The sequence below is a fragment of the Peribacillus sp. SIMBA_075 genome (genome assembly GCF_046534585.1).
On the sequence record NZ_JAWRYN010000224.1, the window covers coordinates 1 to 358 of the forward strand.

At 44.7% G+C, this 358-nt stretch carries 1 protein-coding gene; it reads right to left on the minus strand.

Annotation, left to right across the window (positions count from 1 at the left end):
- The coding region (locus SB775_RS27970) for an aminoacyl--tRNA ligase-related protein (RefSeq protein WP_410864409.1) at nt 1-358 on the minus strand (358 nt) is incomplete at both ends.

Here is a 358-nt window from a genome sequence, read left to right on the forward strand (position 1 = left end):
CGATGCTGTTTGCCATCTTCGCCGATATACGTCAAATCGAATTTTTCCGGCAACAGGAAATCAAGCTGGACAGTCGACAAAGTTTCTTCTTTGCCGAGCGCTGTTTTCACTTGGACATCAAGTTTCGGCCCGTAGAACGCTGCTTCGCCTTCTGCTTCGAAATAATCGAGCCCGAGTTCATCCATCGCTTCTTTCAACATCGACTGTGCACGATCCCACATGGCATCGTCATCGTAGTATTTTTCTTTATCTTCTGGATCGCGGTAAGAAACACGGAAGGAATAATCTTTCAAGTCGAAGTCTTTATATACTTCGATGACAAGATTCACGACGCGTTTGAATTCTTCTTTGATCTGGT